At 71.5% G+C, this 19,309-nt stretch carries 14 protein-coding genes; 7 read left to right on the plus strand and 7 right to left on the minus strand.

The window, feature by feature from the left end; translation table 11 throughout:
- The first annotated feature begins 1 nt into the window (after nt 1).
- From ABD286_RS14885 to ABD286_RS14895, 3 genes are read left to right on the plus strand one after another with little or no spacing between them, the layout of a single operon-like run.
- Nucleotides 2-769: an SDR family oxidoreductase gene (locus tag ABD286_RS14885; protein ID WP_344194865.1), complete on the plus strand. Its 768-nt coding sequence runs from the start codon at nt 2-4 to the stop codon at nt 767-769.
- A complete protein-coding gene (locus tag ABD286_RS14890) occupies nt 766-1,563 on the plus strand; it encodes an SDR family oxidoreductase (RefSeq protein ID WP_344194867.1) in 798 nt (265 codons plus the stop codon). Before ABD286_RS14885 ends, ABD286_RS14890 begins: the two co-directional genes overlap by 4 nt.
- Nucleotides 1,564-1,612: 49 nt before the next feature.
- Entirely contained in the window at nt 1,613-2,617 is a 1,005-nt protein-coding gene (locus ABD286_RS14895; RefSeq protein WP_344194869.1) for an NADPH:quinone oxidoreductase family protein, read from the plus strand.
- 63 nt (nt 2,618-2,680) lie between these two features.
- On the opposite strand, the gene ABD286_RS14900 is transcribed toward ABD286_RS14895, so the two are convergent.
- From ABD286_RS14900 to fabG, 3 genes are all read right to left on the minus strand, one after another.
- Nucleotides 2,681-4,723 (minus strand): cell wall-binding repeat-containing protein, encoded by a 2,043-nt coding sequence (locus ABD286_RS14900; RefSeq protein WP_344194871.1) that lies wholly within the window; start codon nt 4,721-4,723, stop codon nt 2,681-2,683.
- Nucleotides 4,724-4,839: 116 nt separating this feature from the next.
- Entirely contained in the window at nt 4,840-5,820 is a 981-nt protein-coding gene (locus tag ABD286_RS14905) for a hypothetical protein (RefSeq protein ID WP_344194873.1), read from the minus strand.
- The gene (gene fabG, locus ABD286_RS14910; protein ID WP_344194875.1) at nt 5,820-6,575 is read right to left on the minus strand and encodes a 3-oxoacyl-ACP reductase FabG; all 756 of its coding nucleotides are present in this window, start codon (nt 6,573-6,575) and stop codon (nt 5,820-5,822) included. The genes ABD286_RS14905 and fabG overlap by 1 nt, the downstream gene beginning before the upstream one ends.
- Nucleotides 6,576-6,812: 237 nt before the next feature.
- Here fabG and glgX point away from each other — a divergent pair, with 237 nt between their 5' ends.
- The 3 genes from glgX to treZ all read left to right on the plus strand — a co-directional run bounded on the left by glgX (nt 6,813) and on the right by treZ (nt 13,418).
- Entirely contained in the window at nt 6,813-8,978 is a 2,166-nt protein-coding gene (glgX, locus tag ABD286_RS14915) for a glycogen debranching protein GlgX (protein WP_344194877.1), read from the plus strand.
- A 119-nt stretch (nt 8,979-9,097) separates the two neighbouring features.
- Nucleotides 9,098-11,548 (plus strand): malto-oligosyltrehalose synthase, encoded by a 2,451-nt coding sequence (gene treY / locus ABD286_RS14920; RefSeq protein ID WP_344194879.1) that lies wholly within the window; start codon nt 9,098-9,100, stop codon nt 11,546-11,548.
- 19 nt (nt 11,549-11,567) lie between these two features.
- Nucleotides 11,568-13,418, plus strand: coding sequence for a malto-oligosyltrehalose trehalohydrolase (gene treZ / locus ABD286_RS14925; protein WP_344194881.1), 1,851 nt, complete (start codon nt 11,568-11,570; stop codon nt 13,416-13,418).
- An 82-nt stretch (nt 13,419-13,500) separates the two neighbouring features.
- On the opposite strand, the gene ABD286_RS14930 is transcribed toward treZ, so the two are convergent.
- The 3 genes from ABD286_RS14930 to yczR form a co-directional block, all read right to left on the minus strand.
- Nucleotides 13,501-13,968, minus strand: coding sequence for a GNAT family N-acetyltransferase (locus ABD286_RS14930; RefSeq protein ID WP_344194883.1), 468 nt, complete (start codon nt 13,966-13,968; stop codon nt 13,501-13,503).
- A complete protein-coding gene (locus tag ABD286_RS14935) occupies nt 13,968-14,921 on the minus strand; it encodes an acyl-CoA thioesterase (protein WP_344194885.1) in 954 nt (317 codons plus the stop codon). Before ABD286_RS14935 ends, ABD286_RS14930 begins: the two co-directional genes overlap by 1 nt.
- 61 nt (nt 14,922-14,982) lie before the next feature.
- Nucleotides 14,983-16,434, minus strand: coding sequence for a MocR-like transcription factor YczR (yczR, locus tag ABD286_RS14940; protein ID WP_344194887.1), 1,452 nt, complete (start codon nt 16,432-16,434; stop codon nt 14,983-14,985).
- 62 nt (nt 16,435-16,496) lie between these two features.
- On the opposite strand from yczR, the gene yczE reads away from it, so the two are divergent.
- Entirely contained in the window at nt 16,497-17,195 is a 699-nt protein-coding gene (yczE, locus tag ABD286_RS14945) for a membrane protein YczE (protein ID WP_344194889.1), read from the plus strand.
- Here the strand turns inward: yczE and ABD286_RS14950 are convergent.
- Entirely contained in the window at nt 17,184-19,304 is a 2,121-nt protein-coding gene (locus ABD286_RS14950) for a RecQ family ATP-dependent DNA helicase (protein WP_344194891.1), read from the minus strand. The two genes, yczE and ABD286_RS14950, sit on opposite strands and share 12 nt — an antisense overlap.
- Nucleotides 19,305-19,309 lie beyond the last annotated feature (5 nt).

The following is a 19,309-nucleotide window of genomic DNA, read 5'->3' on the forward strand; positions in this document are numbered from 1 at the left end:
CATGGGATCGCACCTGACGCACGACAACGCCGTCGCCATCGTCACGGGCGCCTCTCGCGGGATCGGCCTCGGCATCGCTGAGAAGCTGGTCGCCGAGGGCGCCCGCGTCGTCATCACCGCTCGCAAGCCCGAGGCCCTGGCCGAGGCGGTCGAGCACCTCGGCGGACCCTCCAAGGCCCTTGGCATCGCCGGGAACGCCGCCGACGAGGCGCACCAGGACGAGGTCGTCGCCGCGGCCCGCGAGACGTTCGGCGGCCTCGACTACCTCGTCAACAACACGGGGATCAACCCCGTCTACGGCCCGATCCTCGACGCCCCCCTCGACGTGGCGCGCAAGATCATGGAGGTCAACGTCCTGTCGGCGTTCTCCTGGACGCAGAAGGCGATCGCCGCCGGGCTCGGCAGCGAGGCCAACCCCGGTGCGGTGGTCAACGTCGCGTCCATCGCCGGACTCGGGGCGACCGGTTCGATCGGTTGGTATGCCGTCAGCAAGGCCGCCCTGATCCACCTCACCGTGGAGCTGGCCTACCAGCTCGGACCCGCGCTGCGCGTCAACGCCGTGGCTCCCGCGGTCGTCAAGACGAAGTTCGCCGAGGCGCTCTACGAGGGGCGTGAGGAGAAGGTCGCCGCGGCCTATCCCATGAAGCGACTGGGCCTGCCCGAGGACATCGCCGGGGCCGTGTCGTTCCTGTTGTCCAAGGACGCGGCGTGGGTGACCGGCCAGACGCTCGTCGTCGACGGTGGCGTCACCCTCGGCGGCAACCTGTGACCCCGGACCTCGCCGGTCGCGGGGTCGTCGTCACCGGTGCCGGCCGGGGCATCGGCGAGGCGTACGCCAAGGCGTTCGCGGCAGCCGGCGCCCGCGTGGTGGTCAACGACCTCGACGCAGACGCGGTCACCGCGGTCGCGACGTCGTTGGGGGACGACGTGTTCGCCGTTCCGGGCGACGCGTCGAGCGAGGAGGGGGTTGCTGCGCTCGTCGCCTCCGCCCGGGACCACCTCGGCGAGATCGACGTGTACTGCGCCAACGCCGGTGTCGCGCGTGGCGGCACCGAGGCGGTGGCCGAGAGGGCCTGGGACGTCTCGTGGAACGTCAACGTCATGGCCCACGTGCGCGCCGCCAAGCTGCTCGTCCCGGAGTGGGTCGAGCGGGGGAGCGGCACCTTCGTGGCCACGGTGTCGGCCGCAGGGCTGCTCTCGATCCCCGGCGCCGCGCCCTACGCCGTGACGAAGCACGCGGCATACGCCTTCGCGGAGTGGCTGTCGATGACTTACGGCGACAAGGGAGTTCGCGTCCACGCCGTGTGCCCCCAAGGAGTGCGCACCGACATGCTGCGGAACTCCGGCACCTCCGGACGGGCCCTGATGGAGGCCGACGCCGTCGACCCCGACGACGTTGCACGAGACCTCTTCCTCGCCATGGAGCAGGAGCGTTTCCTCGTCCTGCCGCACCCCGAGGTGGCGCAGATGTACGCCCACCGCGCGTCCGACCCCGACCGCTGGTTGACCGGGATGCGGCGGCTCGCCGGCGGCCTCCCGGGCAGCGTCCTCGGCGCGGACTGAGCACCGCGCCACCCGACCATCCACTGATCCACCCCATCAGGAGGCACCCGTGCGCGCATGGCAGGTCACCGAGCTCGGCGAGCCGTCAGACGTCCTGTCCCTCGGGGACGTCGAGGCACCCCAGGTCCCGGCCGGGCACGTCCGGGTGAAGGTGCTCGCCACGGCGCTCAACTTCCCCGACGTGCTTATGGCGCGCGGGCACTACCAGGTGCGGCCGGAGCTGCCGTTCGTCCCCGGGGTGGAGGTCTGCGGCGAGGTGCTCGAGGTCGGGTCGGGCGTCGGTGGTGTCACGACCGACGCGCACGTGGCGGTCGGCGACCGGGTGGTCGGCACCACCGCCATGCCGCACGGTGGGCTGGCCGAGCAGTGCCTGCTGCCGGTGGGTGGGACCTTCGCCGCACCATCGGCCCTCGACGACGCCGAGGCGAGCTGCCTGACGATCGGCTACCAGACGGCATACGTCGGGCTGGTCCGCCGGGCGGCCCTGCGGCGAGGTGAGACGGTGGTCGTCCACGCCGCCGCGGGAGGGGTCGGCACCGCTGCGGTGCAGGTCGGCAAGGCGCTCGGCGCCCGTGTGGTGGCCGTGGTCGGTGGCGGGGCGAAGGCCGACGTCGCCCGAGCCGCCGGAGCGGACGTCGTCGTCGACCGCACCGACGGTGACCTCGTCACCTCGCTGAAGGAGGCCGTGGGGCGCTCCGGCGCCGACGTCGTCTTCGACCCCGTGGGCGGTCCGTCGTACGACGCCTCGACCAAGGTGGTCGCGTTCGAGGGACGCATCGTCGTCGTGGGCTTCACCAGCGGCACGATCCCGGCCCCGGCCCTCGGCCACGCCCTCGTGAAGAACTACTCGATCCTCGGGCTGCACTGGGGGCTGTACCTCCAGCGCGACCCGGCCGTCGCGCGCCAGGCGCACGAGGCCCTGTCAGCGTGGGCCGCAGAAGGTCTCGTGAAGCCTGTTGTGTCGCAACGGGTGCCGTTTGCCGACGCGCCGGCTGCCCTGACGCGCCTCGGTGCCGGGGAGACCACGGGGCGCCTGGTTGTCACCGAACCGTGAGCCTGGCTGCGGCCGTAGCCTTCGCGTCGAGGACGTGGGTGACGTAGTAGGCGGCGACCAGGCTCAGGGAAGATCGGGGAGGTCGCGCAGCTCCTGCTCGATGCCTGTGCCGACGACCGACGGGCCACCCGCGATCAGCACGCCCGAGGGGCGCAGGCGCTGGGCCTCGTCACGAGTGACGGAAGGCAGTCGAGTCGGCCCGGTCAGCAGGAGGGGGAGGTAGCCACGCGTCACTGGTCCGAGAGCCAGGGCATCGGGGAAGTTGGCTCCAGAGGCAAGGGCGAACGACCCTGCGCCGTCGGCCCACCGGCTCCGGCTCACCTTCACGGCTGTCGCGTACCGGTCCTGACCGGCAAGTCGCTCGAGGGTGCCCGTCGTGCCCACGATCTCCGACAACTGTGACTCCACGGCACCCGAGACGGCGCCGGTGCCACCGACGATGACGACGCGACTCGGCTTGAGTCGGACGAGCTCTGCACGGGTGCTCGTCGGGAGCGAGTTGGCGGCCGTCAGCAGGACCGGCGCGTACTCGCGAGCCGCGGGCGGTGCCGCGACGAGGCCATCGGGGTAGTCCTCGCCCGAGACCACATAGGCCGTCCTGCTGCCACTGGGGTTCAAGGCCTCGCTCAGCGCCGCCGCCGTCGAGTAGCGGTCGCTCCCGCTGATGCGAACCACCTGGACGGCGTACTTCTTCGCATCCGTGAGGACCGAGTCCGAGATGGCACCGGCCCCACCCACCACATAGAGCCGGTAGCGCTTCATCACCGTCAACGGCTGGATCATCTCGCTCGGGAGACGATCTCGTTTCGTCAAGAAGAGGGGCATCTGGAAGCGTGCAGCCGTTGCGCCCGCGGACAAGGCGTCGGGGAAGGACTCACCGGATGCCAGGATGCCGCCGCTGGACGTCAGGGGTCCGTAGTTGTTCATGATGATGTCCGCAGCTGTGCCGTACCGGTTGGTACCCGACCACCGGACGATGCCGACGGGCATCCGCGGCTGCCACACCTGACGAAGGGTCGGGCCCGGGAACGTGATCTGGTGCAGGCCCGCGCAGCGACTGCTGGCGTTGCTGTCGCACGCTGCCACGAAGCCTGAGGAGGTCGGCCAGAAGAAGGAGGTCTCCGGCGCCTCGAAGGTGACGGAGGTGCCGGTCGGTGGGTACACGACGGCCCGGCAGCCCTGGATCGTGGCGCCCCCGGGCCAGCAGACGAGCACACCTCGCGGTCCGATCGCAGCGCCGACGAGGCGGATCTCGGCGCTCGGCGATGCTGCGAGCCGCAGGGGCCCGTTCGCCGACGTGCGCCAGACCTCGCTCGGCGACTGCGTCCAGTTGTTGTCCGTCGGCATCCGGGTCCAGACCACGGAGCTCCCGTCCACACCGAGCGGGGTGAGTGCGTCCCACTCGGCGCTGGTGGCCGGGCGCTGGTCGACGACGACCACGCCCGAGCCGTCGAACGGGATCCGGACGACTCGGGTGTCCTGGGTGGTCCGGCTGGCCATCACCAAGGACCGTGCATCGCAGACCGGACTCCCCTCGAGGCGTCCCGGAAGGGTCCCCAGTGAGCGAGTGGACCCATCGGTGCTGTGGAGGAGCAGCGCCGTCTCGGTCCTCTCCTCGACTGTGGCCGACGACGCGGTCACCCAACCACCGGGGGCGGCGGAGACCACGCTCACCGTCCCCATCTCGGCAGAACCCGCTGCCGTACCAGTGGCCGAGTACCAGTAGACCGTGGCGTCCGGGAGCCACTGCGACGGGTCTTGGGTGTACCGGGTCGAGATGATCGTGCTTCCGCACACCGAGAGGTTGCGCGGTTGGCTGGTCCCGTCCGGCGGCGGCGCGGCAGGCAGTGTCCGTGTCGACACCGCCCGGCCGTCGTCGCTGATGACATCAAGCCGGCTCTCGTAGGTGAAGTCGGTGCCCGACGCGAACACGGTTCCCGCCGAGGAGTGGCCGATCGGAGTCGACCCGAAGGGAGTCGTGAGGTAGGGCGAGACCGGTTGCGGCGCCGACTGTGACGCGATTGCCGAGCTGCCGGCGGCCAGCGGGCCGATCGCCAGGGTGCCGAGCACGGCCACAGCCGCCCACATCCTGCGCGGTGATCTCATCTGGACGCCCCTCCCCGTCAGGCTTCGGGAGGAACTGTGCCAGCCGCGGGATCGGTTCGTCCCGGAAACGGACCGTTCTCGTCCGGGGTAGCGACCGCTCTCGTGGTGTGCGGCCCTCAGCCGGAGGTGAGCTCGAGCAGGCGTGCGGTGTCCTCGGCGTCGAGGGTGCCGGCGGGCAGGAGGTAGACGCGCTGGCGCCGGCTGCGGAGCGTCACGCCCTCGTCAGCCACGTGGACGGCCCGCAGGTCGGCGGGGTCCAGCTCGTCCGGGTAGCCGGGCACGTGCAGGACTAGGCGGTCCCCGACGAGCGCGGCCCCGACGACGCTGTCCTCGGGGAACAGCGCGCGGGTGCTGGCACGGGCGACGCCGAAGCGGAAGATCGCGGCGACGGCCAGCGCGAGGACGGTGACCACGGCTGCGGCGCGCAGGCGGTCATCGGCCAGCACGACCATGAGGACGCACCCGAGCAGCGCGAGCTGGACGAACGGGTGGCGGACGAGGGCCCGCCGCATCAGGCGCGCTGCCACCTGCTGGACCTCGGGGGTCACCAGCAGGGGCGAGCCGACCTCGGGGTGGGCGGTCCGGAACTCCTGGACCGCGTCGCCGCCGGCACTGCCGGTGAGGAACTCGACGTCGTCCGCGGTGAGGAGCTCCGACGCCGTGACGAAGGCGGGAAGCCGGGAACGGGACCGGACGACCGCGACCCCGTCGACCCGTGCCACGTCCCGGACCGCCCCGGCGGCGAAGTCCAGCGACCCGGTGGCCCGATCCACGACGAACCGGCCCTCACCGTCGTACCCGGACGTGAGCTCGCGCCCGGGGCCGACGACCGCCCGGATCGACTGGTGCAGGCGCAACCGGGACACGACCAGGACCACGGTCGGCGCGAGCACGGCGATGGCGGCGGTGAGGAACTCCGAGTGCGTCGACAACCAGACCACGACGCCGAGCACGGCCGTCACGGCATACCGGAGCGCGATGTTGGCAGGCGGGAAGGTGGCCTTCCACGCCTGGGTGGCCACCGGCCGCACCAGGCTGCCGTCGCACGAGATCGTCAGCGGTGGTCGCGGGGTGTCGACGAACTCGGTCGGGGGCATCAGTCCTGCGGTCCGCCGGCGACGTAGATGACCTGACCGGAGACGAAGCCGGCCTCCTCGGACACGAGGAAGGCGATGGTGGCGGCGATGTCCTCGGGCTGGCCGACCCGCGCGACGGGGATCTCCTTGGCGGAGTGCGCGATGAAGTCCTCGAACGAGACGCCGATGCGCTCGGCCGTCATCTTCGTCATCTCGGTCTGGATGAAGCCCGGGGCGACGGCGTTGGCGGTGACGCCGAACTTGCCCAGCTCGATCGCGAGGGTCTTGGTGAAGCCCTGCAGACCCGCCTTGGCGGCTGCGTAGTTGACCTGGCCGCGGTTGCCCTGGGCGGACGTCGAGGACAGGTTGACGATGCGGCCGAACTTCGCCTCGGTCATGTGCTTCTGGACGGCGCGGGTCATGAGGAACGAGCCGCGGAGGTGCACGTCCATGACGGAGTCCCAGTCCTGCTCGGTCATCTTGAAGAGCAGGTTGTCGCGGGTGATGCCGGCGTTGTTGACGAGGATCGTCGGCCCGCCGAGCTCGTCGACCACCCGCTGGACCGCGGCCTCGACCTGGTCGGCCTTCGCGACGTCGACCCCGACCGCGATGGCTCGTCCGCCGGCCTCGGTGATGGCCGACACCGTCTCGGCACAGGCGGCCTCGTCGAGGTCGAGGACGCCCACGGCGTCCCCCTCTGCAGCCAGCCGCTTGGCGGTGGCTGCGCCGATGCCGCGGGCTGCTCCGGTGACGATCGCGACGCGCTGGGTGGTCATGGAGGTCCTCCAAGGGGTGGGACGGTTCGGACGGGTCTGCGTACGCCCCGCACTCTACTGAGCGGGCGCTTACCGCGCGGAGCGACCGTCTGATGGGCGGCGACGCTCGCTGGTCAGCGCGCGGAGCCGACCTCCGGCACAATGGGCTCGACGCGAGGCCAATGCCGCCCTCACCAGCAGATCGTGCTCCGACCAGCAGCTCCGGTCGAGGGCAGGACAAGAACACGAAGGCGATACATGGAGATCTGGCCCGGCAAGGCCTACCCGCTCGGCGCGACGTACGACGGGACCGGTGTGAACTTCGCCCTGTTCTCCGAGGTCGCCGAGGACGTCGAGCTCTGTCTCGTCGACGACGAAGGCGTGGAGACCCGCCTGTCCCTTCCCGAGGTCGACGGCTTCGTCTGGCACGGGTACATCCCCGGCGTCCAGCCGGGCCAGCGGTACGGCTACCGCGTCCACGGTCCGTACGACCCGGCGAACGGCCATCGCTGCAACCCGGCGAAGCTGCTGCTCGACCCCTACGCGAAGGCGATCGACGGACAGCCGGACGGTGACGAGTCGCTGTTCTCGTACAAGTTCGACGACCCGAGCGACGAGCCGGAGAAGGTCAACACCGACGACAGCCTCGGGCACACCATGCTGTCCGTGGTCATCAACCCGTTCTTCGACTGGGGCCAGGACCGCCTGCCGCGCCACGAGTACCACAACAGCGTCATCTACGAGGCCCACGTCAAGGGCCTCACCGAGACGCACCCCGATATCCCCGAGGAGATCCGCGGCACGTATGCCGGCATCGCCCACCCGGTGATCATCGAGCACCTCAAGCAGCTCGGCATCACGGCCATCGAGCTCATGCCGGTGCACCAGTTCGTCAACGACTTCACCCTGCGCGACAAGGGTCTGTCGAACTACTGGGGCTACAACACGATCGGGTTCCTCGCACCGCACAACGGCTACGCGGCATACGGCACGCGCGGTGAGCAGGTCGCCGAGTTCAAGGGCATGGTCAAGGCGCTGCACGAGGCCGACATCGAGGTCATCCTCGACGTGGTCTACAACCACACCGCCGAGGGCAACCAGCTCGGCCCGACCATCTGCTTCCGCGGCATCGACAACGCGGCCTACTACCGCCTCGTCGACGAGGACAAGGGCCACTACTACGACACCACGGGCACCGGCAACAGCCTGCTCATGCGCCACCCGCACGTGCTCCAGCTCATCATGGACTCGCTGCGCTACTGGGTGACCGAGATGCACGTCGACGGCTTCCGCTTCGACCTCGCAGCGACCCTGGCCCGCCAGTTCCACGAGGTCGACAAGCTGTCGGCGTTCTTCGACCTCGTCCAGCAGGACCCGGTGGTCAGCCAGGTCAAGCTCATCGCCGAGCCCTGGGACGTCGGCGACGGCGGCTACCAGGTCGGCAACTTCCCCCCCCTGTGGACCGAGTGGAACGGCAAGTACCGCGACACCGTCCGCGACTTCTGGCGCGGCGAGAGCGCGACCCTCGGCGAGTTCGCCTCGCGGCTCACCGGCTCCAGCGACCTGTACGAGCACAGCGGTCGCAAGCCCATCGCGTCGATCAACTTCGTCACGGCCCACGACGGCTTCACGCTGCGGGACCTGGTGTCCTACAACGACAAGCACAACGACGCCAACGGCGAGGACGGCAACGACGGCGAGAGCCACAACCGTTCGTGGAACTGCGGTGTCGAGGGTCCGACGGACGACGAGGACGTCAAGGCGTTGCGCCTGCGCCAGCAGCGCAACATGCTCGCCACGCTCCTGCTGTCGCAGGGCGTGCCGATGATCCTGCACGGCGACGAGCTCGGCCGCAGCCAGGGTGGCAACAACAACGGCTACTGCCAGGACAACGAGATCTCGTGGATCGACTGGGACCTCGACCAGGACGAGCTGGACCTGATCGCGTTCACCCAGAAGCTCGTCGAGCTGCGTCGTGACCACCCCGTGTTCCGTCGGCGCCGGTTCTTCGCCGGCTCGGCCGACCACGGTGGCGAGAGCGCCGTCGGCGACATCGCGTGGTTCGAGCCCGGTGGCAACCACATGGACGAGGAGTCCTGGGCCAACGGCTACGCACGTTCGCTGATGGTGTTCCTCAACGGCCAGACCATCCCGGAGCCCGACACCCGCGGCCAGCAGACGCTGGACGACCACTTCCTGGTGATCTTCAACGGTCACCACGACGTCCTGCCGTTCGTCCTGCCCGGCAAGGAGTACGGCGACCACTGGGTCACCGTGCTCGACACCTCCGCCCAGGAGGTGCCGGCGAAGGAGTACAAGCCGGACGCCAAGGTGACCGCCGAAGGGCGTAGCGTCGTCGTCCTCCGGTGTCCTCGGGCGCTTCCCTCCGGATCTCCCGCAGGAGCGGCCATCGCTCGGCGATGATCGCCCCATGAGGGTGCCGAGGACGCACCGATGACGACGACAGTGACCGCTCGATGACGATGCAGGAGACGGGTATGCAGCGCGGGACGCCACCGCACCGGCCGGCGGAGGGTCGGGTGGTGCCCACCGCGACGTACCGCCTGCAGGTCCACGGCGGGTTCACCTTCGACAACGCGGCGGAGCAGGCGAGCTACCTCGACGCCCTGGGCGTCTCGCACGCCTACCTGTCGCCGGTGCTCCAGCCGGCCCCCGGCTCCACGCACGGCTACGACGTGGTCAACCACGACCTGGTCAACGAGGAGGCGGGGGGCGGCACCGAGCTGGCTCGGCTGTCGCGCACGCTGTCGCTCTACGGCCTCGGCGTGATCGTCGACGTGGTCCCCAACCACATGACGACGCCGACGCCCGCCCACCTCAACCGCCAGTGGTGGTCGCTGCTGCGCGACGGCCGCAGCTCCGAGTACGCCCACTGGTTCGACGTGGACTGGGCCGCCGAGGAGGACCGGGTGCTCCTGCCCGTCCTCGGCGGTCCGCTCTCGGCGGCGCTGGACGCCGGTGAGCTGTCGATCGGACACGACGGCGGACACCGCGGCGACGAGACGGTGCTGCGCTACTTCGACCACGAGTTCCCCGTGCGCCCCGGCACCGACCACCTCCCGGTCCAGGAGCTGGTCGAGGCGCAGTGGTACCTGCTCTGCGACTGGCGCGAGGGTACGGCGCGGCTCAACTACCGCCGCTTCTTCGACGTCACCACGCTCGCGGCGGTGCGGGTCGAGGACCCCGAGGTCTTCGACGCCACGCACCGGCTGCTGCTCTACTTCTACCGCTCGGGTTTCGTCGACGGTTTCCGGATCGACCACCCCGACGGCCTCGCCGACCCCGGTGGCTACCTGGACATGCTCGCCGACGCCACGGGCGACGCGTGGGTCGTGGCCGAGAAGATCCTCGAGGGGCACGAGGAGCTGCTGGACTCGTGGCGCTGCGCCGGCACGACCGGGTACGACACCCTCCTGCGGGTGGGCGGCGTCTTCGTCGACCCCGCTGGCAAGGGCCCTTTGACCGACCTGCTGTCGCAGGTGGTCGGGCACCCCGAGCACCTTGACGCCTTGGTCGTCGAGGCCAAGCAGCAGGTCGTCGCCGAGGTGCAGGCCGCCGAGGTCAACCGGCTCATGCGCCTCGTCGAGCAGGTCCTTCCCTGGCACGACCAGGCATCCCTGAAGCGTGCCCTCGGCGCCCTCCTCGTCGCGATGGACCGCTACCGCGCCTACGTCGGCGGTCCGGACGCCGATCCTTCGCAGGCCGGCATCCTCAACGCCGCGGAGTCGCGGGCCATGGCCCTGGTGTCCGGTCCTGACCAGCTCAACGTCAGCGTCATCGCCCAGCTCGCCCGCGGTGGTCGGCTCCCCGAGGCCCACGTGGACACCGAGGCCGCGCAGCAGGAGTTCGTCGTGCGGTTCCAGCAGACCTGTGGCCCGGTGATGGCCAAGGGCATCGAGGACACCACCTTCTACCGCTACGCCCGGCTCACCTCGCTGAACGAGGTGGGCGGGGACCCCGAGCTCGTCGGCATCTCCCCGGAGGAGCTGCACGAGTTCTCGGCGCGCCAGCTCGCCACGTGGCCGACGACGATGACCACCCTCTCGACGCACGACACGAAGCGTTCGGAGGACGTCCGAGCCCGGCTGGCGGTGGTCTCCGAGCTGTCGGCGGAGTGGAAGAACTGGGTGGAGGGGGCTCGCCGCCTCGCGAAGCCGCACCGCGGGAAGAAGCTCGACCCCGCGACCGAGTACTTCCTCCTCCAGACCGCCGTGGGCGCCTGGCCCATCAGCGTCGACCGTCTCCAGGCCTACGCCACCAAGGCGATCCGCGAGGCCAAGCGGCACACGACGTGGACCGACCAGGACGAGGCCTACGAGGCCGACGTGCAGCGCTACGTCGCGGCGCTGCTCGGTCAGCCTGCCCTCGTCAACCACTGCCAGGCCTGGGTGACGCGCACCGCCGCGGCCTCCCGCTCCAACATCCTGGGTCAGAAGCTGCTCCAGCTCGTCGTCCCCGGGATCCCCGACGTCTACCAGGGCACCGAGGTCGTCGACCTGTCGCTGGTGGACCCCGACAACCGCAGACCGGTGGACTACGGGCGGCGAAGGACCCGGCTGGCGCGGCTGGACAAGGGCGAGGCCCCGGCCGACCTCGACGACGAGAAGCTGCTCGTCACCTCCAGGGCGCTGCGGCTGAGGCACCACCACGCCCAGTGGTTCACCGGTCCCGAGGCGACCTACCTCCCCGTGTCCACGACGAGCGAGTATGCCCTGGCCGTCGGTCGTGGTGACCAGACCGGTCTCCAGGTCGTCGCGGTCGTCACGCGGCTGAGCGACAAGCTCGCCTCCCGCGGCGGCTGGGGCGAGGCGCATCTCGCCCTGCCCGAGGGGGAGTGGCACGACCTTTTCACCGGCCGCGCCGTCGTCTCCCACGAGGGCCGCCCGGGCATCCGGCTGGAGCGTCTGCTGGCTGACCTCCCCGTCGCCCTGCTCGTCCGACATGGCACGCTGGGTCGCGATGAAATCGTCTGAGCCCCAGCCCACTTCGCCCGTGCCCACGATCTCCGTCTGGGCCCCCACCGCCACCAGCGTCGAGGTCGAGTTCACCCTCGGGAGCGACGCAACCGCCACCGCGGCGCTGGACCCCCGCGACGGCGGGTGGTGGACGTGGGAGGTCCCCGCGGCAGCGGTGTCCGCTCCCGTGGTGCCCGGCGGCGCGGAGTCGGGTACGGCGCCGTACCCGACCCTGGACTATGGCTTCCGCATCGACGGTGGGGACCTCACCCCCGACCCGCGCTCGGCGCAGCAGCCCCATGGAGTGCACGGCACGAGCCGGTGGTTCGACGCCGGGCGCCACCAGTGGAACGACGCCACCTGGGCAGGGCCGCAGCAGGGAATGGGAGTCCTCGGCGCCGTCGTGTACGAGCTGCACGTCGGCACCTTCACGCCCGAGGGAACGCTCGACTCGGCGCTGGCCCGCCTGCCGCACCTCGTCGAGCTCGGGGTCGACGTCGTGGAGCTCATGCCGCTGGCCGCGTGGCCGGGCCGCTGGAACTGGGGCTACGACGGCGTCGGGCCGTGGGCCGTAGGCGAGGTCTACGGCGGACCTGCTGCGCTGCAGCGCTTCGTCGACGAGTGCCACCGGCTCGGACTCGGCGTCTGCCTCGACGTGGTCTACAACCACCTCGGCCCCGTGGGCAACTACCTGTCGCGGTTCGGGCCCTACTTCTCCGACGCCCACCCCACGCCGTGGGGCGCCGGGTTCAACCTCGACGGCCCGGACAGCGAGCCGGTGCGGCGCTGGATGATCGACAATGCGCTGCGCTGGTTCGACGAGTTCCACGTCGACGCGCTCCGCCTCGACGCCGTGCACGAGCTGCGTGACGACTCGGGCACTCACGTGCTGGCCCAGCTCGCCGACGAAGTGGCCGACCTGGGGCGCCGCCTCGGGCGCCCGCTGCACCTCGTCGCCGAGAGCGACCTCAACGACGCCTTCATGGTCACGCCGACCGCCGACGGTGGTCGCGGCATGGACGCCCAGTGGGACGACGACGTCCACCACGCGCTGCACGTCACGCTGACCGGTGAGACCCAGGGCTACTACGCCGACTTCGCCGGCCGCACCCGGGCGCTGCCCGACGGTGGCCCGCTGGCGGTGCTCGCCAAGACGCTGACCCGTGGGTTCCTCCACGACGGCACGTGGTCCAGCTTCCGTGAGAGCGACTGGGGTGCCCCTGTCGATCGCGAGAAGGTCGACGCCCGCCGGTTCGTCGCCTACCTCCAGACCCATGACCAGGTGGGCAACCGCGCTGTGGGAGAACGCATCTCGGCTCTCGTCAGTGCCTCGCAGCAGGCGGCCGGCGCAGCGCTCTACCTCACGTCCGCCTACACGCCGATGATCTTCATGGGGGAGGAGTGGGCGGCCACGACGCCGTTCCAGTTCTTCACCGACTTCGAGGAGCCGGAGATGGCTCAGGCCGTCACCGAAGGCCGTCGTCGCGAGTTCGAGTCGCACGGCTGGGCGGCGCACGACGTGCCCGACCCGCAGGCCGAGACGACCTACCGTCGGTCCCAGCTGCGGTGGGACGAGGTCGACGACCCGGAGCACGCGCGGATGCTGGCGTGGTACCGCGACCTGATCGCGTTGCGCCGCAAGGAGTTCGAGCTCCACGACGGCCGGCTCGACCTCGTCGACGTCACGTTCGACGAGCGTGGGCAGTGGCTGGTCATGGAGCGCGGGCCGTTCCGCACGGTCGCCAACTTCTCGGACTCGCGATGGACCGTGCCGCTGGACGGCGAGCCGACCGAGGTGCTCCTCGCGTGGGAGCCCGGCCAGACCAAGCTCAAGGAGGGTTCGGTGCACCTGCCGCCGCGCACCGCCGCGGTCGTGCGCGTCGGCTGACCCCGCGGCATACCCCGGTCCTTGAGTGGTCCGACGTGTCCTGGTCCGTCAGATCACTCAAAGACCCGCGGGTACGGCGTCGTCAGACGGGGAGCTCGTAGGTGACCAGGTCCGTCTGCCGGGCCAGGCGGTCGTAGGTCGAGCGGGCGCGGGCGTTGCTCTCGCGGGTGATCCAGCGGACCTGGCTCCACCCACGCTGCCGTGACACCTCCTGGAGGGCGGCGAGGAGCGCGTCGACGGCTCCCGTCCCACGAGCGGCGGGAGCCACGTAGAGGTCGTCGAGAAAGCACGCGGTCGCGGCGGCGAGCGGACGCACGAAGGGCCGGAAGTGAGCCATACCAACGGGATCCGCACCCGGCGCGGCGCGCACGACGAGGCCCTCGAGCTCGTGGTCGGGGTCGTTCAGCCAGGACCAGATGATCGGCGAGACGCGGTCGGGGTCGGTGACCTCGTAGAAGTCGAGGTAGCCGCGGTGCAGCTGCGACCACGCCTCGTGGTCGTCGGCGCGCAGGGTGTCGACGACCCAGCTCGAGGCGTCGCGGTCCGCCATCAGGACTTCTTCACCCGGACCATGCCCTCCTGGGCCACGGTGGCGACCAGGGTGCCGTCGGCGCTGAACATCCGGCCGATCCCCAGCCCGCGGCCGCCGGAGGCCGACGGTGACTCCTGCGCGTAGAGGATCCAGTCGTCGACGTCCACGGGACGGTGGAACCACATGGCGTGGTCCAAGCTGGCGGGGCGCAGGCGGCGGTCGCTCCACGCGAGGCCGTGGCGGCGGATGACGGACTCGAGCAACGTGTAGTCGGAGGCGTACGCCAGGACGGCGGCGTGGACGAGCGGGTCGTCGGGCAGCTCGCCGATCGCCTTCAGCCAGACGCTCTGGTGGGCGGCCAGCTCGGGACCGGGCGCGGCGAAGACGTCGCCCTCGACGTGGCGGTGCTCCACCGGCCGGTTGAGCAGGTGCCGCGCGGCCGGGTGGTCGACCGCGCCGAACAGATCCTGCAGCGACGGCAGCGTGTCGGGCCCGGGCACCTGCGGCATCGGGTCCTGGTGGTCCAGGCCGTCGGCCTGCTCCTGGAACGACGTGATCATGGACAGGATCGGCAGGCCGTCCTGGATGGCGTGGACCCGGCGCGTCGAGAAGGACCGGCCGTCGCGCATCCGCTCCACCGCGAACCGGATCGGCTTGGTGTCGTCACCGGGCCGCATGAAGTAGCCGTGCAGCGAGTGGATGTGGCGCGGGCCGTCGCCGTCGTCGATGTCGGCCACGGTGCGTCCGGCAGCCATGACGCACTGCGCGAGGACCTGTCCGCCGAAGACGCGGCCGTGCGGCGTCTTCTGGCTGCGGCCGAGGAACACCGAGGCCCCCGACTCCCCGAGGTCCGTGGACTCGGCGCCGTCGACGCCCTCGACGGTGATGCGCGCCGTGCCGAGCTCCTCGAGGTCGAGGGTCGCGAGCAGGTCGGCGAGGGGTTCTGCGGGCACGGTGCGGTCGTCGGTCACAGCGAAAGCCTAGGGGTCGGGTCGTGGGCGGCTCGAGGGCGTTCCGGCCCGACGCCCGGGGTCACGCCACTAGCGGAGAGCGCCGGCTCCTCGCGGGTCGGCCGGTGAGGGCGTCCTCCCAGGCCAGGGCGATCCGGTCGACGGCGTCGGCCACCACCTCGGGGGCGTGCCCCGTGAACGGGATCCGCAGGAAGCGCTCCATCCCGCCGTCCACGGCGAACTGCGACCCGGGAGCGAGCACCACGCCGCGCTGGTCGGCGGCCACGGTGAGCGGTGTCGACAGCGCCTCGGGGAGCTCGGCCCACAGGCACAGCCCGCCGCGCGGCACGGTGAACCTCCACTGCGGCAGGCGCGTCCGCAGCGCACCGACGAGGGCGTCGCGGGTGGTGACGATCGCCTCGCGTCGGGCCGGGAGCATCGTGTCGCGGTGGCGCAGCAGGTCGAGCAGGACGAGCTGCTCCATCACCGGGCTGCCGAGGTCGAGGGTGAGCCGTGCGGTGACCAGCGCCGGCACGAGGTCGCGCGGCGCGCGAAGCCAGCCCACCCGCAGCCCGCCCCAGAACGTCTTGCTCGCGCCGCCGACGGTCACGGTGCCGGCGTGGTGCGCCCCGAGCGGGGTGGGCATGGCCATGTCCGGGTCGTGGGCGAGCTCCACGAGGGTCTCGTCGACGATCGCCACCGTGCGCGTCTGCGCCAGGGCGCGACCCAGCCGTGCCCGCTGATCCTCGGGCATCAGGGCGCCGGTGGGGTTGTGGAAGTCGGGGACGAGGTATGCCGCCCGCGGTGCGGTCTGCCGCAGCGTCGCCTCCGCGGTGTCCACGTCCCAGCCCTCGGCCCCCATCGGCAGCGCCACCGGCCGGGCGCCGGAACGGCTGAGCGTCTCGATCGCGTTGGGGTAGGTCGGGCTCTCGAGGAGCACGCGGTCGCCGGGGGAGAGGACGGCGCGCGCCGCGATGGCGATCCCGGCGAGCGCCCCGCTGGTGACCATGACCTGCTCAGGGTCGGTGGGCAGGCCGCGGGCGGTGAAGTCGGCCGCCAGCACCTCGCGCAGGGCCGGCAGCCCGAGCGGGTGGTAGCCGGTCCCGGTGAGGTAGCGGGGGAGCTGTTCGAGGGCTCGCTCGTAGGCGGCGACGGTGCCGGGCGGGGCGCTCATCGAAGCGCAGGTCAGGTCGATGACCGGGCCGTCGAGCCGGTCGGAGGTGGGCTGCAGGCCTCCGCCCTGGCGACGGCCGGTGGCTGCACCGGGCAGCACCGCGACGCTGCCGGACCCCTGCCGGGACTCGAGGTAGCCGCGGTCGCGCAGCTCGGCATACGCGCGGCTCACCGTGGTGCGGCTGACACCCAGGGCGGTGGTGAGGTCGCGTTCGCTGGGCAGACGGGTGCCGGACGGGATCCGGCCGTCGGCGACGAGCAGTCGCAGTGCGTCGGCGAGGCCGCGGTAGGCCGGGGTGGTGTCCAGGGCTGCACCGAGCAGCGGGCGCAGCCGGGCGGCGGACATCGCGCGAGGTGACATGCAGACCACTTTGGCACGATTGGCTATCGAAAAACAGGCCACTGGACGTCAGGATGGGGTCCATGACCCGCACCACCCTCACCCCGATGACGCCGTTGCAGCAGCTGCGGGCCGGCCGCACCACCCGCCGCCTCGTGCAGCTGCTCGCCGGGCTGACGCTCTACGGCGTCTCGATGGGCATGCTCATCCGTGCCGGCCTCGGCCTGGACCCGTGGGACGTGTTCCACTTCGGCATCGCCAGCCACCTGCCGCTCAGCTTCGGCACGGTGACGATCATCGTCGGGGCGGCGGTCCTGCTGCTGTGGATCCCGCTGCGCCAGATGCCCGGCCTCGGCACCATCGCGAACGTCATCGTCATCGGGCTGGTGACCGACGCGACGCTGTGGCTGCTCGACCGGCCGTCGGCCATGGTGCTGCGCGTGCTGCTCCTCGGCGGCGGCATCCTGCTCAACGGCCTGGCCGGTGCGCTGTACATCGGGAGCCAGTTCGGCCCCGGTCCGCGCGACGGCCTGATGACGGGGCTGGTGCGTCGCACCGGCCGCAGCATCCGGCTGGTCCGCACCTCCATCGAGCTCACCGTGCTGCTCATCGGCTTCGCCCTCGGCGGGGTCGTCGGCGTCGGGACCGTGCTCTACGCCGTGCTCATCGGCCCGACCGTGCAGCTCTTCCTGCCGCTGTTCACCGTCCCGATCGAGGCCCCGACGCCCCGCCCGACAGAGGGCGCCGACGCTGCCCCCGCGGACACGATCTCAGGCCTCTAGAGCCAGGACGAAGGGGAGGACGCCGGGGGCGCCGGCGCGACGCAGCTCCTGGGCCGCGACGGTGAGCGTCCAGCGTGACGACGCGAGGTCGTCGACGAGCAGCACCGGACCGGAGAGCCGCGCCAGGGCCTCGCGCTGGGTCGCCGAGGGGGCCAGGCGCCCCCAGACCCCTGCGAGCCGGAACGCGCTGTTGCCACCGGACTCCCCGGTCGGTCCTCCCTCGACGAGGTCCATCGGCCCGAGCCACTCCAACCGCCCCATCTCGGCCAGCCCCCGCGCCACCGACTCGACGAGCTGAGGACGGCGCCGGGACGGGATCGACGCGACGGCGACAGGGCGGTCGGACCAACCCCAGTCACGCAGGATCGGGACGCACGCGCGCAGCAGCTCGGCCGGGGCGGGACCGTCCTCGGCCCGCAGGAGGGTGCGCAGCTGCTGGCCCCACCCGAGGTCGGTGAGGCGGGCGACGGCGCGGCCCGGCGCCATACCCTCGTCGGGGCCGATCTTGCCCTTGAGGGGCACCCCGAGGCGGTCCATCCCAGACGGCCACTGGGCCCGCGGCTCGAGCTCGACGCCGGCGCGTTCGAGGCGACCACGGGCGGTCGTCACGGCGGTGTCGGGGATCTCGGTCGGGAACCACACGCCGGCGCACGAGTCGCAGCGGCCGCACCGCACGGCGGTGTCGTCGTCGAGCGACTCCTGGAGGAATGCCATCCGGCACTCGCCGGTCTTCTCGTAGGACACCATGAGGTCCTGCTCGCGAACCCTGGCGGCGCTGACCCGTTCGTAGCGCTCGGCGTCGTAGGTCCACGGGACACCCGTCGACATCCACCCGCCGGGCACGCGCTGCACGGCGCCGTCGACGTCGAGCACCTTGAGCAGCAGCTCGAGGCGGGTGCGACGGATGTCGACGGCGGTCTCGAGGGCAGCAGTGGAGAGCGCCTTCTGCGACCCGGCCAGCGTGGTCAGCACGGCATCCGCCTGCTCCTGGCGCGGCATCGAGGCCGACGCGAAGTAGGCCCAGATGTCCTTGTCCTCCGGACCGGGCAGCAGCAGCACGTCGGCGCGCTCGGTGGCACGACCGGCACGACCGACCTGCTGGTAGTAGGCGACCGGCGACGAGGGAGCACCCAGGTGCAGGACGAACCCGAGGTCGGGCTTGTCGAACCCCATGCCCAGCGCACTGGTCGCGACCAGCGCCTTGACCTGGTTGTCGCGCAGCATCGCCTCGAGGCGCTCGCGGTCGGCCGGGTCGGTGCGCCCGGTGTAGGCCCGGACCTCGTGACCGGCCTCGCGCAGGGCGACGGCGATGTCCTCGGCGGCCGAGACGGTGAGGGCGTAGACGATGCCGCTGCCGGGGAGGGTGTCGAGGTGGGCCAGCAGCCAGGCAAGGCGCTGCTCGGGGGAGGTGAGCTTCATGACGCCGAGGCGCAGCGACTCGCGGGCGAGCCCGCCACGCAGCGTCATGACGTCGTGGCCGCCGGCTCCGAGCTGCTCGACGACGTCGGTGACCACCCGGGCGTTGGCCGTGGCGGTCGTCGCCAGCACCGGGGTGTCGGACGGCAGCGTGGTGAGCAGGTCGCGGATGCGGCGGTAGTCGGGGCGGAAGTCGTGCCCCCAGTCGGAGACGCAGTGCGCCTCGTCGACGACGAGCAGGCCGCAGCGGCGGGCGAGGTCGGGGAGCTGCTCGTCGCGGAACCTCGGGTTGTTGAGGCGCTCGGGGCTGACGAGCAGGACGTCGACCTCGTCGGCAGCCAGGGCGGCCGAGACCCGGCCCCACTCCTCGGCGTTGGCGGAGTTCATCGTCACCGCGCGGATCCCGGCACGCTCGGCCGCGGCGATCTGGTCGCGCATCAGGGCCAGCAGCGGGGAGACGATGACGGTCGGCCCGGCCCCCTGCTCACGACGCAGCGCGGTCGAGACGAAGTAGACCGCGGACTTGCCCCAGCCCGTGCGCTGGACGACGAGGACGCGACGACGGTCCCCGACGAGGGCCTGGACGGCCTCGAACTGCCCGTCCCGGAAGTCGACGTCGTCACGGCCGACGAGCCTGCGCAGCACCCCCGTGGCGAGGGTGTGCAGGTCGGTGGCCGCAGCGGTCGTCTCCATGGTGA

The sequence above is a fragment of the Pedococcus aerophilus genome (assembly GCF_039532215.1).
GTDB classification, from domain to species: Bacteria; Actinomycetota; Actinomycetes; order Actinomycetales; family Dermatophilaceae; genus Pedococcus; species Pedococcus aerophilus.

Excerpts from the sequence above, each read along its gene's own strand:
- ABD286_RS14885 (WP_344194865.1), top strand. The coding sequence starts at position 2 with ATGGGATCGCACCTGACGCACGACAACGCCGTCGCCATCGTCACGGGC.
- ABD286_RS14900 (WP_344194871.1), bottom strand. The coding sequence starts at position 4,723 with ATGAGATCACCGCGCAGGATGTGGGCGGCTGTGGCCGTGCTCGGCACC.
- ABD286_RS14905 (WP_344194873.1), bottom strand. The coding sequence starts at position 5,820 with ATGCCCCCGACCGAGTTCGTCGACACCCCGCGACCACCGCTGACGATC.
- fabG (WP_344194875.1), bottom strand. The coding sequence starts at position 6,575 with ATGACCACCCAGCGCGTCGCGATCGTCACCGGAGCAGCCCGCGGCATC.
- glgX (WP_344194877.1), top strand. The coding sequence starts at position 6,813 with ATGGAGATCTGGCCCGGCAAGGCCTACCCGCTCGGCGCGACGTACGAC.
- ABD286_RS14930 (WP_344194883.1), bottom strand. The coding sequence starts at position 13,968 with ATGGCGGACCGCGACGCCTCGAGCTGGGTCGTCGACACCCTGCGCGCC.
- yczR (WP_344194887.1), bottom strand. The coding sequence starts at position 16,434 with ATGTCACCTCGCGCGATGTCCGCCGCCCGGCTGCGCCCGCTGCTCGGT.
- yczE (WP_344194889.1), top strand. The coding sequence starts at position 16,497 with ATGACCCGCACCACCCTCACCCCGATGACGCCGTTGCAGCAGCTGCGG.
- ABD286_RS14950 (WP_344194891.1), bottom strand. The coding sequence starts at position 19,304 with ATGGAGACGACCGCTGCGGCCACCGACCTGCACACCCTCGCCACGGGG.